General features: G+C 60.5%; 22 protein-coding genes. 15 read left to right on the forward strand and 7 right to left on the reverse strand.

The genetic code is table 11. From position 1 onward, the window contains the following. The 3 genes from DPM35_RS30910 to DPM35_RS30920 all read left to right on the forward strand — a co-directional run. The coding region (locus DPM35_RS30910; protein WP_425373436.1) for a beta strand repeat-containing protein at window positions 1-2,076 on the forward strand (2,076 nt) is incomplete at its 5' end. A 255-nt stretch (window positions 2,077-2,331) separates the two neighbouring features. Next, on the forward strand, window positions 2,332-2,700 hold the full coding sequence (locus DPM35_RS30915; protein ID WP_112131285.1) for a hypothetical protein: 369 nt from the start codon (window positions 2,332-2,334) through the stop codon (window positions 2,698-2,700). Window positions 2,701-2,742: 42 nt separating this feature from the next. Beyond that, window positions 2,743-4,128, forward strand: coding sequence for a type 1 periplasmic-binding domain-containing protein (locus DPM35_RS30920; protein WP_245431733.1), 1,386 nt, complete (start codon window positions 2,743-2,745; stop codon window positions 4,126-4,128). Window positions 4,129-4,136: 8 nt separating this feature from the next. On the opposite strand, the gene DPM35_RS30925 is transcribed toward DPM35_RS30920, so the two are convergent. After that, window positions 4,137-4,808, reverse strand: coding sequence for a methyltransferase family protein (locus DPM35_RS30925; protein WP_112131286.1), 672 nt, complete (start codon window positions 4,806-4,808; stop codon window positions 4,137-4,139). A 355-nt stretch (window positions 4,809-5,163) separates the two neighbouring features. Between DPM35_RS30925 and DPM35_RS30930 the strand changes: the two genes are divergently transcribed. Together DPM35_RS30930 and DPM35_RS30935 are read left to right on the forward strand one after the other, a co-directional pair. Next, the gene (locus DPM35_RS30930) at window positions 5,164-5,970 is read left to right on the forward strand and encodes a sterol desaturase family protein (protein ID WP_112131287.1); all 807 of its coding nucleotides are present in this window, start codon (window positions 5,164-5,166) and stop codon (window positions 5,968-5,970) included. Then, entirely contained in the window at window positions 5,967-6,509 is a 543-nt protein-coding gene (locus DPM35_RS30935; protein ID WP_112131288.1) for a CPBP family glutamic-type intramembrane protease, read from the forward strand. Before DPM35_RS30930 ends, DPM35_RS30935 begins: the two co-directional genes overlap by 4 nt. A gap of 74 nt (window positions 6,510-6,583) precedes the next feature. Here the strand turns inward: DPM35_RS30935 and DPM35_RS30940 are convergent, their stop codons facing one another. From DPM35_RS30940 to DPM35_RS30965, 6 genes are read right to left on the reverse strand one after another with little or no spacing between them, the layout of a single operon-like run. After that, on the reverse strand, window positions 6,584-7,561 hold the full coding sequence (locus DPM35_RS30940; protein WP_112131289.1) for a phosphatase PAP2 family protein: 978 nt from the start codon (window positions 7,559-7,561) through the stop codon (window positions 6,584-6,586). 40 nt (window positions 7,562-7,601) lie between these two features. Then, on the reverse strand, window positions 7,602-8,147 hold the full coding sequence (locus tag DPM35_RS30945) for a prepilin peptidase (protein WP_112131290.1): 546 nt from the start codon (window positions 8,145-8,147) through the stop codon (window positions 7,602-7,604). After that, complete coding sequence (locus tag DPM35_RS30950) at window positions 8,144-8,701, reverse strand: tetratricopeptide repeat protein (protein WP_181592242.1); 558 nt, start codon at window positions 8,699-8,701, stop codon at window positions 8,144-8,146. The genes DPM35_RS30945 and DPM35_RS30950 overlap by 4 nt, the downstream gene beginning before the upstream one ends. Window positions 8,702-8,755: 54 nt before the next feature. Then, window positions 8,756-9,712 (reverse strand): type II secretion system F family protein, encoded by a 957-nt coding sequence (locus DPM35_RS30955; RefSeq protein ID WP_181592243.1) that lies wholly within the window; start codon window positions 9,710-9,712, stop codon window positions 8,756-8,758. Window positions 9,713-9,720: 8 nt separating this feature from the next. Beyond that, window positions 9,721-10,692, reverse strand: coding sequence for a type II secretion system F family protein (locus DPM35_RS30960; protein ID WP_112131291.1), 972 nt, complete (start codon window positions 10,690-10,692; stop codon window positions 9,721-9,723). Beyond that, window positions 10,692-12,077 (reverse strand): TadA family conjugal transfer-associated ATPase, encoded by a 1,386-nt coding sequence (locus DPM35_RS30965; protein ID WP_112131292.1) that lies wholly within the window; start codon window positions 12,075-12,077, stop codon window positions 10,692-10,694. The genes DPM35_RS30960 and DPM35_RS30965 overlap by 1 nt, the downstream gene beginning before the upstream one ends. 494 nt (window positions 12,078-12,571) lie before the next feature. Between DPM35_RS30965 and DPM35_RS30970 the strand changes: the two genes are divergently transcribed. The 10 genes from DPM35_RS30970 (at window position 12,572) to DPM35_RS31015 (ending at window position 20,674) form a co-directional block, all read left to right on the forward strand. Continuing rightward, the gene (locus DPM35_RS30970; RefSeq protein WP_112131293.1) at window positions 12,572-12,799 is read left to right on the forward strand and encodes a Flp family type IVb pilin; all 228 of its coding nucleotides are present in this window, start codon (window positions 12,572-12,574) and stop codon (window positions 12,797-12,799) included. 135 nt (window positions 12,800-12,934) lie between these two features. Next, complete coding sequence (gene cpaB, locus DPM35_RS30975) at window positions 12,935-13,960, forward strand: Flp pilus assembly protein CpaB (protein ID WP_112131294.1); 1,026 nt, start codon at window positions 12,935-12,937, stop codon at window positions 13,958-13,960. Window positions 13,961-14,011: 51 nt separating this feature from the next. Next, window positions 14,012-15,448, forward strand: a complete 1,437-nt coding sequence (locus tag DPM35_RS30980; protein ID WP_112131295.1) for a type II and III secretion system protein family protein — start codon at window positions 14,012-14,014, stop codon at window positions 15,446-15,448. After that, complete coding sequence (locus tag DPM35_RS30985; RefSeq protein ID WP_112131296.1) at window positions 15,435-15,737, forward strand: hypothetical protein; 303 nt, start codon at window positions 15,435-15,437, stop codon at window positions 15,735-15,737. Before DPM35_RS30980 ends, DPM35_RS30985 begins: the two co-directional genes overlap by 14 nt. 60 nt (window positions 15,738-15,797) lie before the next feature. Continuing rightward, the gene (locus DPM35_RS30990) at window positions 15,798-17,258 is read left to right on the forward strand and encodes a TadE/TadG family type IV pilus assembly protein (RefSeq protein ID WP_181592244.1); all 1,461 of its coding nucleotides are present in this window, start codon (window positions 15,798-15,800) and stop codon (window positions 17,256-17,258) included. A 4-nt stretch (window positions 17,259-17,262) separates the two neighbouring features. Further along, window positions 17,263-17,760, forward strand: a complete 498-nt coding sequence (locus DPM35_RS30995) for a TadE/TadG family type IV pilus assembly protein (protein ID WP_112131298.1) — start codon at window positions 17,263-17,265, stop codon at window positions 17,758-17,760. After that, the gene (locus tag DPM35_RS31000; RefSeq protein WP_112131299.1) at window positions 17,754-18,389 is read left to right on the forward strand and encodes a TadE/TadG family type IV pilus assembly protein; all 636 of its coding nucleotides are present in this window, start codon (window positions 17,754-17,756) and stop codon (window positions 18,387-18,389) included. Before DPM35_RS30995 ends, DPM35_RS31000 begins: the two co-directional genes overlap by 7 nt. Continuing rightward, window positions 18,386-19,549, forward strand: a complete 1,164-nt coding sequence (locus tag DPM35_RS31005; protein WP_112131300.1) for a CpaE/TadZ family protein — start codon at window positions 18,386-18,388, stop codon at window positions 19,547-19,549. Before DPM35_RS31000 ends, DPM35_RS31005 begins: the two co-directional genes overlap by 4 nt. Further along, window positions 19,536-20,117: a L,D-transpeptidase gene (locus DPM35_RS31010; protein WP_112131301.1), complete on the forward strand. Its 582-nt coding sequence runs from the start codon at window positions 19,536-19,538 to the stop codon at window positions 20,115-20,117. The genes DPM35_RS31005 and DPM35_RS31010 overlap by 14 nt, the downstream gene beginning before the upstream one ends. After that, window positions 20,114-20,674 carry a hypothetical protein gene (locus DPM35_RS31015; RefSeq protein WP_112131302.1) on the forward strand — a complete coding sequence of 187 codons (561 nt, stop codon included), beginning with the start codon at window positions 20,114-20,116 and terminating at the stop codon, window positions 20,672-20,674. The genes DPM35_RS31010 and DPM35_RS31015 overlap by 4 nt, the downstream gene beginning before the upstream one ends. Window positions 20,675-20,699 lie beyond the last annotated feature (25 nt).

The raw sequence follows: 20,699 nt of genomic DNA on the forward strand, positions 1-20,699 counted from the left end.
GCGGTGACGGCGCCCGACGGCGTCGGCTCGATCACGGTCGGCGGCCAGACGGTGGCGCTCAACGGCACCCACACCACCATCCCCGACGGCACGCGCGGCAGCCTGGATGTGTGGTGGAACGGCAGCGCCATCCAGTACCAGTACACGCTGCAGCACAACTACCTCGAGAGCCCGGCCACCAACAACGGCCAGGACCTTGAGGCACAGCCGCAGTTCGCGGTCGTGGTCACCGACCAGGACGGCAGCGTCGGCAACGGCGCCCTCACCATCAACATCGTCGACGACCAGCCGACGGCCATCGCTCCCGACGCGGCGGTGATGCTCAACACGGCCGGCACGACCTTCATCGGGAAGCTGGATTTCGACGGCAATGTGGACAACAATTACGGCGCTGATGGCGGCGACACGCGCTTTGCAGCGTCGCTGAACGGCACCGACAGCGGGTTCACATCCGGCGGCCGCCACATCCTCTACTCGGCGTCGCAGGATGGCCATACGCTCACCGGCTTCCTGGATGCGAACGGCGACGGCACCTACACCGCCGCCACCGATAGCGCGGTGTTTACCGTCGCCTTGAACCTCGACCACAGCTACGCCGGGACGAACGACACCTACACCGTCAATCTCATCGGCACGGTCGATGGCGGCGCGCAGACCATCGATTTCAGCAACGGCAGCGCATACAATTTTGTGGGAGGCAATGGGCCCTGGGTTGGCTACATTGACAAGACATCAGCGGATCACGACCTTCTGGTGACGCCGCTGAGCATCAGTGGCGGTACGGTCTCGAGCGGCGGAACCGTAAATGGCACTGCGAATGCACTGGGCGTGAGCGGTGGCGCCTCGATAGGCAGCGGAGAAGGCGTGCGGCTGGATTATGTGACGGGTTTGGCCGGCAGCCCCGGCAGCTCCGGTGATTACGGCACGCAGGCAAGGCAGAACGAGACCTATACCGGCCATTACGACGTCAACGGCGCTACGGTCAGTTTCGGCCTCAACGGCAGTAACTCGACCTCCGTTGAACTCTCTGCCTATATCGATAGCGGATCGGACAGCAATTCCAGCAACGGAAGCGTGACCGCCAACGAAGGCACGCCCGACTCCGTCAACGCAGTCGCCATTCAATACAACAACGCAAGCACGGTGTTCAGTTATGCCGGCCATGCGCTCAACACGTTCTACGTCGTTTCGGTTGGCGGCCATAACTTTACGGTCGAATTTGTGAACACCAGCGGCACCATACATGCCATCGTTGGCGGCATAGTCGATGGCACGACGCTAGGCCTCTACGGCGCAACAAATTACAGCGCGCTCCAGGTCGACTATTATGCCACCAACCATATCTCGACCAACGGCAGCTCTGTCACAGGTACCCCGACCAGCGACACCTTCCAGATCACGGGCTTTGGCGCGACATCGATCACGCCCGGACAGCCGGTCGACCTGCATCTGCCGGTCAATGTGGTGGATGGCGACGGCGATGTCGCCAACGGCGTCATCGGCCTGTATCTGATGCCGTCGTCACCAACGACGATTGACCATTCGGCCGACTCTGCAGGCGTTTCGCATGTTTACACTGCCACGTCCTCGCAGCCTGACGTGATAGGCTCGCTCTTCGACGACTCGATCAGCGCGGCCGGCGTTTCGGGGAATCACATCCTCTACGGGGGCGCGGGCGGCAACGACACGCTCACCGGTGGCGCCGGCAACGACACGCTCATCGCCAGCTCGGGCAACAACACCATGACCGGCGGTGCAGGCACGGACACCTTCGTCATCAATGCCGCGACGTGGACCAGCCATGGCAGCATCCATGATCTGATCACCGACTATCACTCCAGCGAGAATGATGTCGTGGATCTGAGCAAAGTCCTGGATGCTGTTTTCGGCGGCGCCCAGGCGGACGCATCCAGCGTCAGCGCGACCAAGGACGTATCAGGCAATGTCCATATCGACGTCACGCATGGCGGCTCCACTATCGAAGTGGCAACCTTGGCGGCCAATGCGGGCATCTCGAGCACGATCAACATTGTATACGACGACTCGCATCACACTGCGACCGTGCCTGTGCCATAAGGTACATGCATCTCGATCAATCAGCTTTCGCCGAGGGAAAGAATTACCTTCGGCGAAGGCTTGCCGAGAAAGAGGACAGTTGTCCTCCTTGTTCCCTGAGCGTCTGGCTAAAGCAGGGGGCGGCACAGGTGACCCAGGCAGAGCAAGCCGCCGTCTTTTACGACGGTGACTGTGGCCCAACTGGCACAGTACCTAGCCACACTCCTATGCTACACATTAGCAGCGCATGAATTCGCAATTCTGAGAGGGGCTTACATGAAACATTCCGCAAAATTGCTGGCTTCGGCCGTGGCGCTGCTCTTGGCCGGGTCGACGGGCTTCGCCGCCGACATCATCGGCGAGCCGGCAATAAACTATTGCCGCACCGTGGGCACCTCGGACCTGGTGCTGACCGACAACATGGTCGAGCTCAAGGACCATGTGGTGAAGCTGATGGACGAATCGGTCGCCGTAGCCAACAGTCCGGAATGGATTAACTCGTCGCGTCCCGCCTTCGTCTGGGCTTCGGAAGCCAAGGTCGCCTGCGGCATGGCCTATGGCTACCTCAAGACGAACTACAAGGACGAAGACGCGCTCAACAAATGCGAGTGCTTCCACGACCGCATGGTCGAGTACATGCACTGAACTGACGGGCGAGCGCTGCGCCGACCGGTTGCGATGATGGCCATGAAAGCCCGGGCGGAGGCGGACGCCTCCGCGACCCCGGCGCCGGCGGTCCGCGTGGCGCGGCAAGCTGGTTTCCGACACGATCGTTGGCGAGCCCTGGCGCTCGCCTTTGTGGTTGCCGCGGCCGCCTCCGGCTGCCAGTCGAAAAGCGGCGCGTCGGATGTGCTTGACCCATCGGCGATCGCGGCGCCCGCCGGCCAGGCGGGCAGCGCGGCGGCACCCTCACAGCCGGCAAGCAGTGCGACCCAGAGCAGCCCGACCCAGACCCTCGCGGCCCAAGTCCCTGCGGCTCAAGGCGCCGGAACCGCGAGCAGCGCTGCCGTGAGCGGCCCGACCTCGGCCGCGGCAGTGAAGGCCAACCTGACGCTCGGCACGGGGGCGACCAAGGTGACCATGCTGCTGCCGCTTTCAGCCCCCGGAAGCACGGGCGAGAACGGCCGAAAGATGTATGACGGCGCGCGGCTCGCAATGGCCGATCTCGGCGACAAGCTTTTGACGCTGACGATCCAGGATACGCGCGGCGACAGCGGCTATGCCAAGGACCTCGCGGTGAAGGCGATCACCTCGGGCACGGCCAAGGTCGTCGTCGGCCCGTCCGAGCTTGCGGCAGCGCAGCACCTTGCCAAGCTTTCCGGCTCCAAGCGGCCGCCGGTGCTGGCGCTGGCCGACAATTTCGCCGGCGGGCCTGGCGTCTATTCCGTGCGGCTCAGTGAAGCCGATAGTGCCGCGGCGGGCGCGGCGGCAATCGCCGGCAAGGGCGCCAGGAAATTCGTGCTGATGGTGCCGGCGGGCGCGGATTCGAGCGCGGTCGAATCCCGGGTCGCCAACGCGCTCAGCATTTACGGGGCCACGCTTGCGGTGACGCTGCCCTATTCGCCGACCGACGGCGGCGCCAAGGTGGTGTCCGACATGACCTCGCTGGTCGAGGCGCCCGATGCCGTGGTCGTCGCCTGCGACGACGGCAGCCCGGCCGCGGTGCTGGCGGCGCTTAAGGCGAAGGGCATTCCGGGCAAGACGGTGACGCTGATCGGCACCGACCGCTGGCTCGAGCGCCCGATGGATCCGCTCTACGAGGGCGCCTATATCGCGACGCTCGACCAAAGCGAGACCGGGCCGATCGCCGACCGCTTCAAGGCGACCTACAACTATCAGCCGGACGTCAACGTGGCCTATGCCTACGACATGGTGGCGCTGAGCGCGGGCATAGCGAGCTCCGCCGGCCCCGACGGCTTCAACAAGCAGGTGCTGGAGAACGCAACCGGCTTCCGCGGCTCGACCGGCCTGTTCCGCTTCCGCAGCGACGGCTCGAGCCAAAGGTCGATGCCGTTCTTCAAGGTGGAGAAGGGCCAGCTGAAGCTGGTGGAGAAGCAGACGTCGGGGTTTTGAGGGATCTATCAGCTATCTTGAGAAGTCGCCGCCCGGCGTGCCGGAAAGAACCGCGGTATCAGCATCGGCACCCGCCGGGCATACTCGTCGTACTCCGGAAAAGTCCGCCGCAGGGTAGCTTCTTCATGTCTAGCGCGGCGATATTGCAGGGAGAACTGCAGTATGCCCAAAGCAGCCATCAGCGCCGAAAAATGGGAAATGACCATCCCGGCGACGAGAACAGCCTCGCAAATATAGAGAGGATGGCGGACAATCGAATAGGGACCTGTCGTAACGAGGCGGCGGGCGGTGGCCATAATAGAGAAAGAACGGCCGAGCCAGTAAAGACAGAAACTCGAAGCTGTCGTACCTATGAGAATGGCGCAAAGCGCCGCTACCTGTACGGACCCGTTATCGACAGGACGCGTTAAAATCATCGCGACGAGTATCAGGAACGTCCCAACCACCGAAGTTACCCTCGGTTCAATTCCCTTCGCGGTTCCCTGCGCCGGAAGCCGGCTGATCGTCATGAACAGCTGCAGCAGCAGAAGCACCGTCGATGCAAGTTGAGTGACGATTGCCAGCGTGCTCGCGGACGTATCGTGTTGGAAGTAGAGGAACAAGGGAACAACGGTGCAGACTGCCAGGAACGTGAAGACCGATATGACGGCGATGCGCCCAAAGAAATCCTCTGTCAGCATTTCTTTTCCCCTTCCCCGAGAGGCTACTCAAGCAGCACTTAAACGGCCGTACAAGAAGATAATTCCACAGCCCTAAACGACCCGCTGCGTGAAGCTCTGATTAACCGGTTTCGCCTAAGTTAGGCGGATGCCAACGCTTACTCAGCTTCGCGTCCTCGCCCCGATTGCCGTGACCGCTTCGGCGATCACATTGCTCGCGCTCACCCCACACAGCGCCATGTTCGCGTTCTGCCTGATGTTGCCTGTCAATACGGATGGAAGGACTGCTGCGATCCCAAGTTAAGAGCTGCTACTTGCACCGAGAGCGGTTGAGTGGTTGACTTTCCCTCGGGGGTAAATGCAGGCGTGTAATCCGATGGACGTGTTCAGCTTAAAACCGCTGTTGATTTGCGCTCTCATCTTCATTCCGCTTGAGCGCGTTCTGACGCTGCGGCCGCAGAAGATACTTCGCCGAGGAATATTCACCGACCTGATCTACGCGACATGCAACGGTGCGGCGGTCAACCTGCTCCTTGGCATGATGGCGGTACCTCTCATAAACGCCGCAGCCTTTTTTGCCCCCGCGTCGGTAACGCAAGCGCTCGGCGGTCAGTCCTTATGGCTGCAGGTTCTGGAGATTGTCGTTTTGACCGATCTCGGCGTCTATGCCGTTCATCGGACTTTCCACGCCGTGCCGTTCCTCTGGCGCTTTCACTCGATTCACCATGGCGTCGAGGAAATGGACTGGCTTGCGGCCTTCCACACTCATCCCTTTGAGCAGATCATCACGAAATCGATCATACTGATTCCGGTCTTCGTGCTCGGCTTCTCGACGGAGGCGATCTACCTTTACTTCGTGATTTACACCGGGCAAGCGCTGCTGATCCATTCCAACGTCAAGCTGAACTTCGGCCCACTCAGATGGCTCATCGCCAGTCCACAGTTCCATCACTGGCACCACGCAGGCGAGCGTGCCGCCTATGACAAGAACTTCGCCGGCCAACTGGCGATCATCGATCTGCTCTTCGGCACGTTTCGCGTACCTGGATCATCGACCCCATCGAAATACGGTGTCGACGCCCCCATACCGCGAAACTTCTTCGGCCAGCTTGGCTATCCCATGGTCCCGCGCAAGCTGCTGGCGAAACCGCGATCGGCCGAGGCTTCGGACGCGGAACTGTGACCGACTTCGTCGAATCGTGGCGGCGGCTTGGGCTGCGCATCCTGCCGCCGACATGGCCGTCGCTCGTCATAGCCGTCTGCGCCGGTCTCACTTTAGGCGCCTACAGGGCGATTGCTGATGTCACAATATTCGCCGGCGCCATCGGCGAAATGGAACTCCAGACGATATCAAAAATCCCGGCCTTGGCGCGCATCTTGATTTTTATCCCGGCTTGTATCACCGATGAACTGATCTTCCGCCTTGTGGTGGTGTCGACGATCGCCTGGCTTCTGACACTGGCGACCGGCGAGCGGGTCTGGTGCTATTGGACGGCGATCCTCATAACCGCGCTGGCCATCTATCCCGCATGGCATATCGGCTATTTGCAGACACTGACGCCGTCAACGATGGTCGTGCTCCGGCAGATATTCACGCACGGTTGCGCCGGCATTCTGTGGGGCTACCTATACTGGCGATTTGGTCTTCTGGCTTCGATCTTGGGCCACATCGGCGAGCATGTGTCGCTGGAGCCGCTGACGAGTCTTCTGCTCGGCGCCTGAGAAGCAACGATCTTTGTGGAAACAGGATCAATGTAACGGGTTGCGGGCGAATTTGCGAAACTTCGTCGCCGGCGCTAGCTCGATACTGCGGATTGTTTAATTTCGACCACTGGCCCGGCGCGAACCGCACGTATGACTGCGACGGAAACCACAGCGATCGCTGCTCCGGCGAGCACATCCGCAAAAAAGTGGCCGCCTTCCGGGACTGTGGCGAGGATCATCATCGTATTAATAGCGGCCACCGGCCAAAACAGGATCGAGCGCCGCAAATTGTAAGTGATGATGATGCCCAGCGCAGTGTGAAAGGAAGGAAAGCTGGTAAGCCCTATCGTGTTGCCGATCACGAATGTGAATGGCGTGGAGCTGCGCAGTTGCGCGAGGGTCGATAGATGAGCGAGGCCTCCGATACCCGTGAAATGGCTGAAGATACCGTGGTCTGGCGCATGGAAGGAATACGCACCCGCAGCGGGCACGATTAGCATCAAGACGCCAGTCAGAAGGCCCGAGACCGCAACCAGGGCCACCAATTCCAGCATCCGCTCACGTCCGCCGCCGAGCGAATGCACCAAGAAGGCTAGCGGAACCTGGTAGGCAAGGGCAGCGTAGCAGAAGACCATTACGGCTGCCACCGACGGGACCATGTTGGCGAGCTCGACGGCTCGGATCCAGTTAAAGCCGACCGCAGCATCAAACGAGGCCAGGTAGGCGTCCATCAGCGGGCGCGTGGTGTTCGCCGCGAGGTACATGAACAGGAAACTCGCCACCGAAAGCGGAATGAAGAGCATAAGAAAAATACCTATGTTCTCCATGGAACTGACAGTGCGCACCAAAAAGGTTTGCATGGCGTCCGGGAACCTGGGCCGGCGTATCTCCACAATCCGCGCGGCCGCAACGAAGAATGCCACCAGAGGCACAGCTTTCAACAGATAGACCCAATTGGACGGGCTGAACGTCACATCCGACAGCGGGAGCATAACGAGATCGGCTGCTACAAAGATCGCCGTCACGCAAATAATGATTGCCACGTAGCGATGGGAGACTGACCGTTTCATCCCGCTTCACCATTGGCTCACGTGGCGGACTTAGGCAGAGCTAATTAAGCTGCTCCAGGATCCCAGAACTGGTTGCCACCACAATCGCGTGGTACATCTGCAAGGCTAACGCACAGATAGCGGCTGCGGATATCGGCACGCCAAACGGCACAACACCCTTGCGGTCCATATGCTGCACATAATGGCGAAATACCCCGGCCGGCAGCAGAAAGGGATTCTTGATCACACCAGCCGTGCCGATCGCGAAAACCAGCAGCAAAATGGCAAACACGAAGAGGTTGCTTCCGCCAATCAGAAGTGGCGCGATGCTCATCAGCTTGACGTCGCCGGCGCCGATCTTGCGCAAGAGCCAGAATGGAAAGAGCGCGAGGAACAGCGCGGCGCCGCCAAAGGCGCTGATTCCCATTTCCAGCCATGAGTGCGTTTGCAATGCCTGGAACTGCAGCACACCAAGCCCAAGGCAGAGCAGCAGCAGCACGTCACGGTTGGATATCCTCTGCGTGCTGAAATCTATCCACGCGATCCTTGCGAGCAGCAGGATGGCCAGCCCCTTGAATACGAGCGAAGCGGCCAGCAAGACGGTCATGACCGCTCTATGTTCCGGACGCTGGATGACAGAAGCTTCAGATTGTTGGCCACGGTCGGATCGTTGGGCGCCAGTTCATAAGCCTTGAGGAAGTTGCTGCGCGCGTCCTGCAGCTTGCCGCGCAGCAGGTAGGAATAACCGATGTTGTTGTAATATTCCGGCGTCGCGCCGAGCAGCCGGTAGGCCCGGCCATAGGCCATGTCGGCCAGATCGAAGCGCCTTATACGGTCGCAGGAGGCAGCGAGACCTAGCCAAGCGACGCCATCATTCGGAGCCAGCCTCGTCGCCTTGTAGAACAACGCGCCGGCATTGCCGTAATTTTCAGAACGGAACTGTGTCTTGGCCTCGGCGATCGCCTGGTCCGAGGCATAATAGTCGACATCGCTGATTGTCTTCAGCCCTTTGAACGTATCGCCAAAGGCAGTGTAGTCGCCCTCGGCCGGCTCATTGGTGCGAACCACGCCTCCGGTCAGGTCCGTCCCCTTCGTCTGGCAGCCGGCAAGCACGACCAGCAGCATGCTGGTTGCGGCGGCAAGGCGCATCGGCCTTATCATTTTGTGCCCCAAGGAGCCCTCCGACTCAATTTTAGAAGATAATCATATGACGGATCAGAAGAAAATGCCCTTCATTCGAATGATCACCGGCAGCATAATGATCATCAGCACCACCGGAAAGATGCAAAGGCCAAGCGGGATCGTCATCTTGACGGGCAAGGAGTTGGCACGTTCTTCCGCTTGCAGAATCCGCTGATCGCGCATCTCGGCGCTGTAGACGCGCAGGGCGTCGGTGAGACTGGTGCCCAGCTCTTCCGATTGCCGGAACAGCACTGCCAAGGCCTTCGCTTCATCCAGTCCGACGCGATCGGCGAGCTCGCGCAAGGCTTCGCGCAACGGCTTCCCTGCCCGCAATTGCAAGTTCATGATCGTAAGCTGGATGCCCAGCCATTTATGCGTGCCCGCCAGTTCCTGGCTCACCCGTTCGACCGCCGCTTCGAGGCTCATGCCGGCATCGGCGCAGGTGATCATCATGTCCATGAAATCGGGAAAGGCACGGCGATAAATCCGCTTCTGCTTATTCTCGAAGCGATCGAGCATGATGCTCGGGATGACGATACAGCCAAGGCCGATCAGGCCCGCGCCCACAAAGGCGAAGAAGCCGGGCAATCGCGCCGGCAATATCCTCGAGAGCAAGGCATACATGAGCAGAAAGCCGATGGCGACGGCTCCCAGCCGGCAAAGCGTGTAGATGAGCGGTGCGCTCGCGCCATAAAACCCGGCGCGAAAGAGCTTGGCTTCGAGAGCGTCCGGCTCGTTGCGTTCCTTCTCCATCGATCTGAAATAGGCTTCGACCGGCTTTTGCGCCGCGGCCTTCACAAGATCGTCCTGCCCAAGGATCGAGCGGCGATCCACGGACCCATCGCCCACGAGATTGCCCGCCACAAGCCTGCGCGTCTGCATTGCCGGTAGGAACGTCAAGGCGGCGAACAGGAACAGGGCTACCGCCGCCACGAAGACGGCGAGGGAGACCAGAAAGGTGAGGTCGGTCATACTCGAAAGCAGGCTCATGGTCGCTCCTAGAAATCGAAGGTGACCATGCGGTACATGATGTAGACGCCGAGCAGCGCCCAGGCTCCGAACGTCATGAACGCCGGCAGGATCATCGGACTACCCCAGACCTTGCCATAATAGGATGGGGCCACGAGCATCAGGATCAGGAACATGAAGACAGGAAACAGTGAGATTATCCATGCCGACACGCGGCCCTCTGACGACAGCGCCCTGATCTTCAATTTGAGCTTCTGCCTTTCGCGCAGGACGGATGACAGGTTCGCGAGGATTTCCGTGAGGTTCCCGCCCGTCTTGGCCTGGATAGACAGCGACACCGATAGCAGGTGAAGGCCCTCGAAGCCGACCCGCTCCGACAATTTCCGTACCGCCTGCTCGATGCTGAGCCCGAAGGTGATTTCGTCTGCAACAATGCCGAATTCCGTTCCGAGCGGATCGGACATCTCGCGTCCGACGAGACTTATTGCGACCGAGGCGGGGTGGCCGGCCCGGAGCGAACGGACGATCATGTCAAGCGCATCGGGCAATTGCCTGGCGAACTTCGATATCCGCCTTTTGCAGGCGCGGCGCAGGACAAGCAGCGGCAATGCGAATCCCACGCCCAGAAAGATCAGGAAAGCCGCCGGCGCCGAGAGACCAATCAGCAACCAGAGAAGCAACGCCAGCCCTAAACCGGCGATGAGGAACGACACCGCGAAAGTCATCGGGTTTCCGGTTATGCCGGACCGGGTATAGAGCCGGTTCAACCAGATAAAGTTGGATGCGAAGTCGCCTGAGCCGGTCAGGCCGCGCTCGCGCAGCAGGCTTTGCAGGGTCTGCTCCGCCGGCGCATCGTCAGCGAGACGACGAAGCCGGTGGTTAACCGCGAGCAGGTGCGAACGCCTACGTGTGAGGGAAACATATAAGGCCTCACCGGCAAGGATGACGGAAGCTGCCGCAACCACATAGATGAAATAAAGCAGCGTCTGTCCCGTCAGCATTACATGGCTACCTGCGGATTGAAGGCATCCTTGGCGAAATGAAGGCCAAGCGTTGCTGCCTCAGAGGCGAAACGCGGGCGCACGCCGGTGGCGCGGAAATCGCCGATGATCGTCCCGTCGGCGGCAACATCGCGCCTGACGTAGTGGTAGATCTCCTGAAGCTGGACGACATTGCCTTCCATGCCGGTGATCTCAGAAATCGAGATCACACGCCGGCCACCATCGGAAAGACGCTGCGTCTGCACGATGATATCGATGGCTGAAGCTATCTGCGCGCGAATGGAATCATGCGACATAGGCATTCCCGCCATGCCGACCATCTGTTCCAGGCGCGATATTGCATCGCGCGGCGTGTTGGCGTGGATGGTCGTCATCGAGCCTTCGTGGCCGGTGTTCATGGCCTGCAGCATGTCGAAGGCTTCCTCGCCACGCACTTCGCCGACGATGATCCGGTCGGGCCGCATGCGCAGCGCATTCTTCACCAACTCCCGCTGGCGGATCTCGCCCTTGCCTTCGACATTGGGGGGACGCGTCTCCAGCCGGCCGACATGCGGCTGCTGCAACTGCAATTCCGCCGCATCCTCGATCGTGACCAGACGCTCCTTCGATGGAATGTAGCTCGACAGGGCGTTGAGCAGCGTGGTCTTGCCGCTGCCGGTGCCGCCCGAAACCAGGATCGACTTGCGCGCTTGCACCGCGATCCTGAGCATGTCGATCATCGGCTGGCGAATCGAATTGAACGCCATCAGGCGTTCCAGCGAATAAGGATTCTTCGAGAATTTGCGGATCGACACCAGTGGGCCGTCGATCGAAACCGGTCGCACGGCGATGTTGACGCGCGAGCCGTCATCGAGGCGCGCATCCGCCATCGGCGATGACTCATCGACCCGACGGCCGATATTAGACACGATCTTGTTGATGATCCGCAGCAGATGCGCCTCGTCGCGAAAGCGGATCGAGGTTTGCTCGATAATGCCGCGACGCTCGATGAAAACGCGCTCATGCGTGTTGATCATGATATCGGTGATCGAGTCGTCCTTGAGCAGAGGCTCGATCGGACCAAGGCCGAGCATCTCGTCGGCCGTGTCGCTGGTCAGTTGATCCAGCTCGCGAGCATTCAAAGGCACGTTCCGGCCGCGCACGAATTCGCGCACGATCGGCCGAATCTCATTGAGGATTTCGTCCTTGGACGCGATTTCCAATGTCGTCAGGTTAAAACGGTCGATGAGATGGCGATGCAGCTCGACCTTGAGGGTCAGGAAGTCATCGCCCTGCGGCTCCGCTTCTGCCGCGGGAGCCGATGCCGCTCCATTCGGCGCGGCGGCGACAACCGGCGCCAGCGGCGTCTTCCGTTCGTTTGATCCTTTGATGAAGCGACCCAACATGCCGCTTACCCCCTTATATCTCCCCAGTTCGAAACTAAGCGTTAACCACGAGGGGCACAAGCGGCTAAGAAGGCCCGGGCGGATATTACTTGAGACATAGTTAAGAAATCGAGATTTGATAAATCGTTTTATTTTTCGCTTGCTTCGTGTCGACAGACTAAAGTCCTAAGACGTTCGACGACTCCCAAACATCAGACCTACTAACTCCTGTAATATAAAGGAATATGTCGTATTCCTAATGTGGCGATCGCGAGCCACGGGCGTGGCGGAATTGTGAATGAATGGTTAAGATCGCTTGAAAAATGAAACGAATCAAGCTGTTGTGCGTGGTGAGAGAGCTTCAAATCGAGTATTGAAAGGTTAAAGGATTGTTAATCCGTTTGACCGGTTTTTTTACGCGACCTAGGATTGAACGTGACGGGGGATGCTTGGGTATGGGGTTCATTCCTTGGCTCTGTCTCGTCGGGTTCAAACCTCCAAAGGGAGAAATTGGCATGAAGAAGCTCATGACGATGGCCCGGCAGTTCCGCGACGACGATAACGGCGCTGCCATGGTCGAATATTCGATTCTGATCGGCATCATCACCGCGGCGGTGATCACGTTCATCATCGCGGTTGGCGTCTATGTCACAAACGCCTGGAGCACGCTGTGCACCAATCTGGCGACCGACCCGAACAACGGCACAGGCATGAACTGCACCGGCGCTGCCGCGGCGGCCTAATACGTAAACCAGAAAATGACCGGGCCCGAAGACGACCGTCGGGCCTGGTCGAGCAAGTATATATAACAGGGCAATCTTGGGCTGAGCGTGATTTGCCGACGTTACGGCGAGTTTGCAGAATGGGGCTTGGGGTAAATGCGCGCCAATACACTGATCATGATCGTGCTCGCCGGTATATTCGGCGTTTTGGCAGTCGTGCTTGTCAATATTTGGCTGGCGGGCCAGCGCAGTGCGATGGCCAGTGGCGGACAGGCCACCAGCACGGTGGTGGTCGCGGCAGTACCCTTGAAATTCGGCGATTCGCTGACCACCGATAAACTGCGCGAAATCGCTTGGCCGGCGGGAGCAGTGCCCGCTGGCGCCTTCAAAACGGTCAAGGATGCGATGGCCGGCAACGGCGCCCGGCAAGCTCTTCAGACAATCAGCGCGAATGAGCCGGTGCTGGCCTCAAAAATTACCGGCGCCGGGCAGCGCGCCACTTTGTCGGCGGTGCTTGGCGAGGGCATGAAAGCGGTCTCCATCCGCGTGAACGACGTGCTGGGTGTTGCGGGATTTGTTTTCCCGGGCGACAGGGTCGACGTGCTTCTGACCCGGAACGTACGTGGCGATGACGGCGCCGACAGGAGTTTTGTCGACGTGCTGCTGCAGAGCGTGAAAGTGCTTGCCGTCGACCAGGTTGCCGACGAAAGCAAGGACAACCCTCAAGTCGTGAAAGCCGTCACGGTAGAAGTCAGCACCAAGGACGCCCAGAAGCTGACGCTCGCGGCGGGCGCAGGGCAATTGTCATTGGCATTGCGCCAGGCTGCCGGCAGCAAGGGCGAGGTTAACGAGAGGGTGACGCTGGCGGACCTGACCGCCGATACGCCGGACGATGTCGCCAAGCGCCAGGCTGAGCTTGACAGGCAGAAAGCCGAGGAAGCCGCGCGCAAGCAGGCCGATGAGAAGATCGATGGCTTGGCCAAGGCGGTGGAACGGGTCGGCAGCCAGATCGACCAGATGAGCAAGGTAAAACCGGTCACGGTCGTGGCCGCGGCGCCCCAGGCGCAGCCGCAGGTCAAAGAAGTGATCAAATACGTCCAGCCGGAGCCGCCGAAGCAAGCGACGATCGGCGTTTTCCGGGGCATCAAGCTGGAAACATACGAAGTGCCGCGACAAGACTGACGAAGGTCGGCGCGGCGGGCTGCCAAGGGCAGCGAATTGGGGAGACGAGGAATGCAGGGGTTTTGGTTCAGGATAGCGGCGGCCGCGCTATCCTTCGTGGTTGTACCGGCGATACTTGGCCATTCGGCCAGGGCGGCTGACCGGTTCATCGACGTGTCGAGCCCCTCGCTGCACCGCGTTTTCGTGCCCGTTTCGCAATCCGCCACGATCCAGGTGAACGCCACTTTGGGCGACATCGTGGTCGGCGACGAAAAGATCGCCGACGCGCAGCCGATGACCGACAAGACGCTCTACATCATCGGCAAAGCCGTCGGCACCACTACGGTCAACCTGTTCTCCGAGGACAAACGTTCGCTGGGCGCCATCCAGATCGAGGTCGGCCAGGATGTCAGCGACATGGCGGTCGCCATTCGCCAGGTGGCACCTAAGGCGCGCATCGAGATCGGTTCTATCAACGGTAAGGTCCGGCTTTCCGGACACGTGAAGGACGCCGCGACGCTGGCATCCATCGTCGAAGTCACCCAGCAATATGGCCCGGACGCCATCATCAACGCCGTGACGATCGACGACAGCGAGCAGGTCAATTTGTCCGTGCGTATCCTTGAGGCCAAGCGCAATGCCGGCCGCGATCTCGGCGTGTCGTTCCGAAGCAGAGGCAGCGATGCAACCAAGTTTGGAACAGGTATCGCGGCTACCACTCCAGATGGAGTAGACCCTGGTACCTTAGTTTCGGGTCTGTTGTCGAAAACCAATCCCTTTGCGACATTGATCACCCAGATCATCGACAGCAATATCAAGGTCGACCTGATCATCGAGGCGCTTGAAGCAAAGGGCGTCGTTCGCACGCTGGCCGAACCGAACCTGACCACGGTGTCCGGCGAAACGGCCAGCTTCAATGCCGGCGGCGAGGTGCCGGTTCGCAGCGTCAACGCCCAAGGTGAAGTCGAGATCGTCTTCAAGCAGTTCGGCGTCAATTTGAATTTCACGCCGGTGGTGCTGGACGACGGCAAAATCCACATCAAGCTGGCCCCGGAGGTCAGCGACCTGACTGGCTTTACCGCCGCCGGCGATCCCATCTTCACCAATCGCAAGCTGTCGACCGTCGTCGACCTGCGCGACGGCCAGAGCTTCGCGGTGGGCGGCCTGCTCTCCAGCAAGAACACCATACAGCAAAACCAGGTGCCGTGGCTCGGCCAGGTGCCGATCATCGGCGCGCTGTTCCACAATTCGAGCACGCAGAAGGAAGAGACCGAACTTGTCGTCATCGTCACGCCGCATCTTGTGCGGCCGGTGAAGCCTGGCGAGCAGTTGGCGACGCCTTTCGACAAGACGAAGCCTGCCAATGATCCGGAGCTCATGCTGCTCGGCCAGCTCGAAGTCAACAAGGACATGATCCGCATGTACGAGCATGGCGAAGGCGTCACCGGGCCATATGGCCACATGCTGGATGTCAAATCGAAGGACAAGCTGCTCTATGTCAAAAAGTAAGCTCCTGCTCGTCCTTCTCGGCAGCAGTCTGCTCGCGGGCTGCGCGGCCGACTATCTGCACAACTACGACACGATGACGCTGGCTTCGGGCGACTCGCAGAAGGCTAACCAGCTGCTGCAGACGGTCGATTCCTACAATCCGGCTTCCAACAACACGAAGATCGAAGGCAACGGGGCTCGGTCGGTCGGAGTTGTCCAGAAATACAAGCTGCCGCCAAGCACGGCCGCGCCGACGACGAACATGACAGTCAATGTCGGGCCGTCGAACGCGACTACTGGGGTGAACTGAAGAGAAGGATTCAGCGCGTCGGGCGCGCGAGGACACCCGACACGAATGGAGAGTAGGGTCATGTTGGGGACCATTCGTGAATTCTGGCGTGATCAGCGCGGCGTAGCGATGATCCTCGTTTCCATTATGCTGCCGGTTCTGGTCGGCTTTGCATTGCTGGCGATCGACATGAGCCGCGCCAACGGACTGCACAGCGATCTCCAGAAGGGCGTCGACGCGCTGTCACTGGCCGCCGCGGCGGAGCTCGACGGCAATCCGGATGCCATCACGCGCGCCAATCGGGCTTTCACCAACCTCCTGGCCAACGAGACGCTGTTTTCGACGGCCGGCAAGCATCCAATCGCGACGACCGACGTCACCATCACCTACCTGACTGGAATACCGGCGAACGACAACATCAAGCTAACCGCGGCCGGCCTCGATTCCAATGGTGTCAATTGGGCAAGCACCGACCCCAAGCTCGTAAAGTTCGCGGAAGTCACGGTGGACGCCTCCAGCACGACGGTGGACGGGGCCGGTGCCTTCGCCACGATCTTCCCGGCGAGCTTCATCGGCGGCGGCGACAGGATGGATCTCCGACCACAAGCGGTGGCCGGCTTCACCAACGCGCTGTGCCAGTTCACGCCGATGTTCATCTGCAACCCCTATACCTCTCTCGGCGCCCTTCAGACAGCCGTTTCGGGAACGAGCAAGCCGATGATCCTGCTCAAGGAGCAGACCGGCGGAAATAATGCCCAATATCTGCCCGGCAATTACGGGTTCCTGTCCTCTCCAGAGGGTGACAAATCCACGGCGACCCTTACCGAAATGTTCGCTGTGACGAACCCGCCGGCCTGTTACGGTCAAAACGGAGTTACAACACGCCCGGGCAACATTCCGCCCGTCAATAACGGTATCAACACCCGTTTCGATATTTACGATAACAGTGGGCCGTATAAGACCGACCCCAAAGTCAACCCGCCAGCGCCCAACGTGCGCAAAGGCATGGTTGTCTCCAACGCCGGAAAGAACAATTGCAGTTATTCCGCCCCGAACAGCGGCCAAGCGAACAACTATATGGCGCTCCCGCATGACACCGGCTGCTGCGCGCAGGCCGGAGTGCCTGGCAACGGCATATGGAACTTCTCCGGTTATTGGAGCGTCAATCACGGCAATGCGAGCACTTCCGGGGTGCTGACCGCGTGCGGCGCAAACCCCAGCCGTTACTGCGTTTACAAATACGAAATCAACAACCCGACGCTGAAGAGCGGCCAGGAGAAGACAGCGCCTCAGTGCAACACGACGACGCAGAGCGCGGACAGGCGGTTGCTCTACGTCGCCATTGTCGACTGTGTCAACAATACAGTCAAAGGCGGCAATCAGACGTTACCAGTTCAGGCCTTCGCCAGCATGTTCGTCACCGAACCGGCAGGAGGGCCGCCCGACGCCAACATATACGCCGAGTTCGAGGACATCAGCACCTCTGTTGGCCAAGGTACGCTGAAGAAGCTTCAGCGTAACGAAGCGCAGCTTTACCGGTAAAGCCATGCTGATCGCGCTCAAACAAATCCTCCGTCGGTTCAAGCGCGACGACGATGGCGCTATCCTGGTCGAGATGACCCTTGTGACGCCTTTCGTGTTGCTGTTGTCGGCCGGCGTCTTTGAGTTCGGGAACATCCTGAATACGCGCATGCTGCTAGACGCCGGCGTTAGGGACGCGGCTCGCTATATGGCGCGTTGCAGCAGCGATTGGAACACTTGCTCCGGATACGCAACGAACCTCGCGGTGAAGGGCGCCATAACCGGCGGCAGCACAAGGGTCACAGGATGGACCACGGACGAGGTCAAGATCACAAAGGTAAAGTCCCTTCAAGCGATCGATCCCGCTACCGGCACTGAACTTTATCTTAGCAGCACCAGCAACGTCGATGTCGTGCAGGTCCAGACGTCGTACCCTTACCCGGGCGTCGGGCTCTGGTCTTATCTTGGCTTCGGCCAGCTCACCCTAACCGTCTTCCATCAGGAGCGCGTCCTCGGATGGTGAAGCTGCGGCGCAGGTTTTGGGCAAGCGAATGCGGCGCGACGATGGTGGAAGCGGCTATAGCCATGCCGCTGCTGCTGGCCCTTCTGCTCGGTTTCGTCGACTTCGGCTACGCCTTCTACCAATGGAATGCAGCAGACAAAGCTGTGCAAGCCGGAGCCAGGCTGGCGCAGATTTCCAGCCCCGTCGCCAGCGGGCTGGCCCTCGAAGCCAAGACGCCCAGCAACTCGCTCGACGTCGGCGCCGCTGTTCCGGCCAACACCTATAATTATATCTGCACCGCCAATAGCGCGGGAACAGCCTCGTGCACCTGCGGAACGGGTGCGACCTGCCAGGATCTCACTGCAAGTCAGGCTGCCTTCGACTTCATTTTCAACGGCAGCGCCGGCCGGGCTGGAATGCATTCATACCTGCCGATGCTGACGAAGTCGCAGGTTCGCATACAGTATCAGGCTTCGGGCCTCGGTTACTGGACCCGTCCCAATGGTCCCGTCCCGACCATCACTGTCAGTATCGTCAATCATCAATTCCAATTCTTCTTCCTGCGCGGTCTGCTCGGATTCTCCAACATCACCATGCCCTCCATGCTGAGCACGGTCACGGGCGAAGATTTAAAGAGCACCTACCCATGAACGCCATCGACACCAGAGTTCTCCCAACCAAGCGCAAGCAGGTGGCGCTGTTTTCCGCCGATGCGAATTTCAAGCGAGATGTCACCACGCGCCTCGACGCGCTGGCGATCTATAACGTCAAGATTTCGGACGCGGCGGAATTCCTCAGAGGGCCGCCCGCCGACAGCCGGCCCGGCATCATCATCCTCGATCTCGGCAATGGCGAGCTGCTCGGCAATCCGGCGATCGTGGAGGCGCGCGCGGCCTGGGCGTCGGTGCCGCTGATCGCGATTTCCGACGAGCTCACCTCAGAGCAGACGCGCGTGCTGGTGCGCATGAACGCGTCCGACTGGCTGCATAAGCCGCTCGACGCCAAGGAACTGCTCAACGCCGTCACCTTCCACGACACCGGCAACCAGGGCACCAAGAGCCGCATCATCACCTTCATCGCCGCGAGCGGCGGCGCCGGCGCCACCACGCTGGCGATCTCGGCGGCGGAGCACCTTGCCTCGAAGTCGGCCGAGCGGGCGGCCGCGACCTGCCTCGTGGACCTCGACTTCCAGAGCGCCAATTGCGGCGCCTATCTCAACCAGTTCAACCAGTTCGACTTGACCGGCATCATCGGCCAGCCGGACCGGCTCGATGTCGAGCTGATGGATGTCATCAAGCTGTCGCGGCCGTCGGGCCTCACGCTCTATTCCTTCGAGCGGCCGCAGCTGCCTTTCGAGCCGCACGGTTCCGACTTCGTGTTCCGGCTGCTCGATCTCGTCGCCTACCGCTTCGACGACATCGTCATCGACCTGCCCAATATCGAGACGCCGTGGCACGATTCGGTGCTGCGCACGAGCGACGAGATCTTCATCGTCTTCGAGCTCAACGTCGCTTCGCTGAGGCAAGGCAAGCGGCTCTACAAGAAGATCCGGGAATTGCGCGGCAACAAGGTCAGCATCACGCTGGTCGCCAACAAGCACAAGCGCAAATGGTTCGGCAACCACTTCTCGCGCAGCGAGCTGGAGAAGATCTTCAAGGCGCCGCACATCAAGTCGCTGGCGCTGGACAATGCGCTCTTGGCCGACGCGCTGAATCGCGCCATCCTGCCCTCCGAGGTGGACGGACGCGCGCGCTTCAACAAGGACTTGAAACGCATGTTCAAGGAACGGCTGGACAATGCCCAGCGCTAGCTCGAAGCGGCGCGTGACGGCGCGCCTCGCGGCTGCCTGCCTGATCGGCATGGCGTCGATGTCGGCCTGCGATTTCGCGCAAGCCGCATCGGGTCTGCCGCCCCTGCCCGCCATGGGTCCCAGCCTGCGCAAGACGGTCGCTTTCCAGACCGGCGAGCAGCCGGGAACAATCATCATCCGCAAAAGCGAGAAGGCGCTCTACCTGGTGACCGCACCGGGCCAGGCGCTGCGCTACCAGATCAGCGTCGGCCGCGATGGCTTCGGCTGGACCGGAACGGTCAAGGTCGCCTCCAAAACCGAATGGCCGGAATGGCGCCCGCCCATGGAAATGCGCGCGCGCCAGCCGGAACTGCCGGCGATGGTGCCGGCCGGCCCCTACAATCCGCTCGGCGCCAGGGCGCTTTATCTCTCGCGCGACGGGCGCGACACGCTCTATCGTATCCATGGCACCAACGATCCCAAGGGCGTCGGTTTCGACGGCACGTCCGGATGCTTCCGGCTGACGAACACCGATGTGATCGATCTCTTCAGGCGCGTCGCGGTGGGCGCAAAGGTGGTGGTTGAATGACGATGATCAGCGAGCCGGACGTTCCGGCAATCGAACTCGGTCACCGGGAAACCGTTCCGGAAAAGCCCAGCCGGGCCAGGATGATCGGCGTCATCACGGTCGGCGCGTTGCTCGTCACCGCCGTCAACGTGACGGCCGCCATCTATCTCTATCGCGGCATCAACGACCTCAAGACAATCGAGGCGCGGCTGGGAGAGCTCGGCCAATTCGAGCAGCGGATTGGCGCCCGCATCGACACTGTCAACAACGGTTTCCAGAGCCGGTTCGAGACGCTTGACCGCCAGCTGCAGGCGAATTTCGGCCAGATCAACGGCAATATCGCCAGGCTGGAGCAAGGCCAGCCGGTCGCAGCCAGCGGGCCGGCGCCCAGCGCTCCCGAGCCGGCCATGCTCGACAATACCACTGTGGCGGATGCGTCCGCGGCCGACGAAGGCGGCGCCGCTCCCGCCGACGCGCAGCCTTCGTTCAAGCGCAAGGTCGCGCCCCCGGGTCCGAACCCGTCCTACCAGCGCATCCAGCAGCCCGACGGTAAGGTCTACTACAAGAAGATCAACTGAGCGCGGCGGCTGTTCCGCCGCCCGA

Origin of the sequence: Mesorhizobium atlanticum, assembly GCF_003289965.1 — a bacterium.
In the GTDB taxonomy this organism is placed as follows: Bacteria; Pseudomonadota; Alphaproteobacteria; order Rhizobiales; family Rhizobiaceae; genus Mesorhizobium; species Mesorhizobium atlanticum.